Consider the following 4186-nt stretch of genomic DNA (forward strand, 5'->3'; position numbering starts at 1 on the left):
CACGATCCGCGAGGTGCACGGCTACTCCAAGCAGGCCGCGGCATTCGGCTACACCGGTGTCCGTGGATTGAACGCGCAGGTCGCGATCGTGTCGACCCCGATCGCGGCGCCGGTGATCGCCGCCGCCCGACTGCGACGCGGCAACGTCGCCTCCCACGCCGGGGCCGGCCGCCTGCTCGCCCAGGCCATCGGCTGCGCCCGCGCCGCCGGGGCATCCGGTCAGATCCTTGCCCGCGCCGACTCGGCCTACTTCGGGCACGCGTTCGTCGCCGCCGCGCAGCGGGCTGGGGCGTGGTTTTCGGTGACCGCGAGGATGAACCCGCAGATCCGGGCGGCGATCGCGTCGATCGACGACACGGCGTGGACGGCGATCACCTACCCGAACGCCGTCTGGGATGACGACGAGCAGCGGTGGATCTCCGATGCCGAGGTCGCCGAAACCGAGGTCACCGTCTTCACCTCGCGACGGAAGAAGGAGCATGTGATCTGCCGGCTGGTGGTGCGTCGCGTGAAACGCCTGAACCCGCACGCCGGGCAGGGCGAATTGTTCGACGCCCACCATCATCACGCGTTCGTCACCAACTCGTCGCTGACAACCATCGAGGCCGACGCCCGGCACCGCGACCACGCGATCGTCGAGCAGGTCATCGCGGAGCTCAAGGACGGACCGTTGGCGCATCTGCCGTCGGGGAGGTACGCGGCGAATGCGGCGTGGCTGGCGCACGCGGTGATCGCGTTTCGGCCTCGCCCGCGCTGCTGGTGTCGCCGCCTCACCACGTCATGCCCGCGCCCGGTGGGCGACGCTGCGTACTCACCTGATCAACATCCCCGCGAGGATCGCGTCGTCCGGACGAAGGCTGACCTTGCACCTGCCGTCGCGGTGGCCGTGGGAGTTGGCGTGGCGCAACCTCTTCGGCACCGCGACCGCGACAACCTGACCCTCCGCCCTGACTGGGTACGACCGGAGAACCAAGTGGAAAGGCCGGGTAGACCGGCGGACCACCCATGCCCAAACGCCATCACCCACCGAAACTCGGCGAGGATTCACCCTTGGAATCAACGACGGTGGATCAGGGCGGAGTCGGCATCAGCGCCATGGGACCGGGCAGCGTCAGCTACGCCTCGGTAGCAGGCGCGCGCCGAACATGATCTATGTCAAGGAGTTCCGGGCGCCGCAAACCTATCGTGAAGGTACCAATAAGGAACGCATCACGAAAGGGGTCCACAATGGCCACCTCCACCCCCACCACCACTCACACGGTCCTTAGGGCGGAGGGATTCTCCTGCCCGTCGTGCGTGGCGAAGATCGAGAAGCAGGTCGGGCGACTCAAGGGTGTCAAGAACGTGAAGGTCCACTTCGCCTCCGCCCGCATCGAGGTCGACCATGACAACGAGCGCACCTCCGTGGATGACCTCGTCGCCGCCATCGCCAAAGCCGGCTACAAGGCCGCACCGTCTGCCTTCTGAGACCAACGGCCCCCGCGGGCCGCCTGCGGACATCCTCCCCACATTCCCTCTGCCGCTCTGTTGGCACGAGACCAGAAAGGGCGTACCCGAAAGTGAACAGGCTCCAAAAATGGGTCTATGGGAACTGGTCAGTTCCCGTCGTGTCCGGCGTGCTCATCATCATCTCTTTCGCCATCCAGTGGCTGGCCGGGGGTGCCGCCAACCTCACCGTCAGCCCCCAGTGGTGGCTCGACGCCGGCGCCCACGCCACTCACGCCAGCGCGGCTTTCACCCTCGGAGATGTCTTCATGATCGCCGCGGCCGTGGTTGCCGGCTACGGGATCGTGGTGAAGGCGGTGCGCGCGCTGATCGCCAAGATCATCGGCATCGACCTGCTCGTGTCGGTTGCGGCGATCGGCGCGGTCATCATCGGCAACTTCTGGGAGGCCGCGGCGGTCACGTTCCTGTTCGCGATCGGCCACGCGCTGGAAGCTGCGACCCTGAACAAGACCCGCTCGGCACTGGCCGAACTCGTCGCCGTCGCCCCTGATTCCGCGATCGTCGTGCGCGATGGCGAGCAACAGGAAGTCCCTGCCGGACAGGTGAGAATGGGCGAGATCGTCCTGGTCAAGAACGGCGCGAAGGTCCCCGTGGACGGCCAGGTCGTCTCCGGCACCGGCGCCATCGACGAGGCCTCCATCACCGGCGAGTCCATCCCGGTGGAGAAAACTAAAGGCGGGCAGGTGTTCGCCGGCACCGTCTCCCGCGGCGGCTTCCTACAGGTCCTGGCCACTGGCATCGGCGCAGACACCACCTTGGCCCGCATCATCCACCGTGTGGAAGAGGCTCAGGACGCCAAGGCCAAGACCCAGGCCTTCATCGACCGGTTCTCCACGTGGTACACGCCCGCTGTCATGGTCCTGGCCCTGGTGGCTGGACTCATCAGCGGAGACGTGGTGCTGGCCCTGACCCTGTTGGTCATCGGCTGCCCCGGTGCCCTGGTGATCTCTATCCCGGTCGCCATCGTGGCGGGCATCGGCCGCGCCGCGCGCAACGGCATCCTCATCAAGGGCGGCGAGTTCCTGGAGACCTCCGCGAAGATCTCCGCGGTCGCCGTGGACAAGACCGGCACTCTCACCGAGGGACGTCCCCAGCTGACCGACGTCATCATCCTGGATTCCACGCTCGACCGTCCGGAGGTGCTGCGTTGGGCCGCGGCCGCCGAGGCCGGCTCCGAACACCCACTGGCCCGCCCCATCCTGGAGACTGCCCGCGAGGAGGGAGTTGCCCCGCAGGGCATCCCCGGCACCGTCACCCCGGTCCCCGGCAAGGGCATCGTGGCGAACGTAAATGGCCGCCAAGTGCTGATCGGCAACCCGCCGCTACTGGAGCAGTACGGCATTGCCTCGGGCATCGCCGAGGCAGCGCAGGCCGCCCAGGATCTGGCCGCCGCCGGGAAAACACCTATGATCGTGGCTGTTGACGAGACAGTGATCGGCGTCGTCGCCGTCGCGGACCAGGTCCGCCAGGACGCACCCGAGATGGTCGCGCGACTGCACCGGGCCGGCGTCGAGAAGGTCGTCATGCTCACCGGTGACACCCAACTGGTGGCCGAGGCCGTCGGCAATGCCACCGGGATCGACGAGATCCACGCCTCCCTACTGCCTGAGGACAAGCTGGACGCCGTCACCGAGCTACAGCGCCAGGGCCACACGATCGCGATGGTCGGGGACGGCGTCAACGACGCTCCGGCTCTTGCCACCGCGAACATCGGCGTGGCGATGGGTGCGGCAGGCTCGGCCGTGGCCGTGGAGACCGCGGACATCGCCCTGATGGGCGACAACCTGCTCAAGCTGCCCGAGGCCATCGGCCTGGCCAAGCGGACCGTGAACGTGATGAAGCAGAACATCGCAATCGCCCTGGTCACCGTGGTGCTGCTCCTGGCCGGAGTCTTCGCCGGCGGAGTGACTATGTCGATCGGCATGCTCGTCCACGAAGCCTCGGTGCTCGTGGTCATCGCCAACGCGATGCGGCTGCTGCGAAACACCCGATACTCCACGACGACGCCAAAGAGTGAACGCACCATCGGGACAGCTGCGGAGCAGGTAGCCGCCTGACGCCCATCCCGGGCCAGTAGGCCCGCCCCGGGGCACCGGGCACCTCGAAGACTCACAACAACGACGCGAACAGCGAAATCAACACACGAAACAGAGGAGACCGACTATGAGCGAGAAGAACTTCACCCTGGGCGACAACGTCGAGCATTTCACCATCGCGGACGTGGCCAGGGATAATCCTGACTTCCGGAAGGTGCTGTGGACCGGAGAACACACCCAGATCGTGGTGATGACCATTCCGCCCGGTGGCGAGATCGGAGACGAGGTCCACGAACACACCGATCAGATCCTGACCTTCGTTTCCGGAACCGGCGAAGCCGACCTCAACGGCCACACGCATCCCATCGATGCCGGGGACCAGTGCGCGGTACCGGCCGGCGCCCAGCATAACTTTCGCAACACCGGGGACGAGCCACTGGTGCTGTACACCATCTACAGCCCACCCGAACACGCTATCGGCGCCGCATTCGCCACCCGGGAAGAGGCTAACGCCGCCGCAGGGTCCCGTAGTTGTTGACCGTCAGGGCGGTGACCTGCTATTTCATCCTTCCAGGATCAGGCCGACGGCCTGATACGGGTCTGCTGCCAGGCGTCGGCAGGCGCGGGCGATGTTCGAGTGACCG

At 66.7% G+C, this 4186-nt stretch carries 3 protein-coding genes and 1 pseudogene; all 4 read left to right on the forward strand.

All coding sequences use genetic code 11. The features are described 5' to 3' along the window. The 4 genes and pseudogenes from GXY33_03850 (at position 1) to GXY33_03865 (ending at position 4080) form a co-directional block, all read left to right on the forward strand. Positions 1-938: pseudogene (locus GXY33_03850) on the forward strand (IS1380 family transposase). A 289-nt stretch (positions 939-1227) separates the two neighbouring features. Next, entirely contained in the window at positions 1228-1467 is a 240-nt protein-coding gene (locus GXY33_03855; protein NLX04262.1) for a heavy-metal-associated domain-containing protein, read from the forward strand. A gap of 92 nt (positions 1468-1559) precedes the next feature. Beyond that, complete coding sequence (cadA, locus tag GXY33_03860) at positions 1560-3563, forward strand: cadmium-translocating P-type ATPase (protein NLX04263.1); 2004 nt, start codon at positions 1560-1562, stop codon at positions 3561-3563. 106 nt (positions 3564-3669) lie between these two features. Beyond that, positions 3670-4080: a cupin domain-containing protein gene (locus GXY33_03865; protein NLX04264.1), complete on the forward strand. Its 411-nt coding sequence runs from the start codon at positions 3670-3672 to the stop codon at positions 4078-4080. The last annotated feature ends 106 nt before the right edge of the window (positions 4081-4186 follow it).

It is taken from the genome of Phycisphaerae bacterium (assembly GCA_012729815.1).
Taxonomy (GTDB): domain Bacteria; phylum Planctomycetota; class Phycisphaerae; order JAAYCJ01; family JAAYCJ01; genus JAAYCJ01.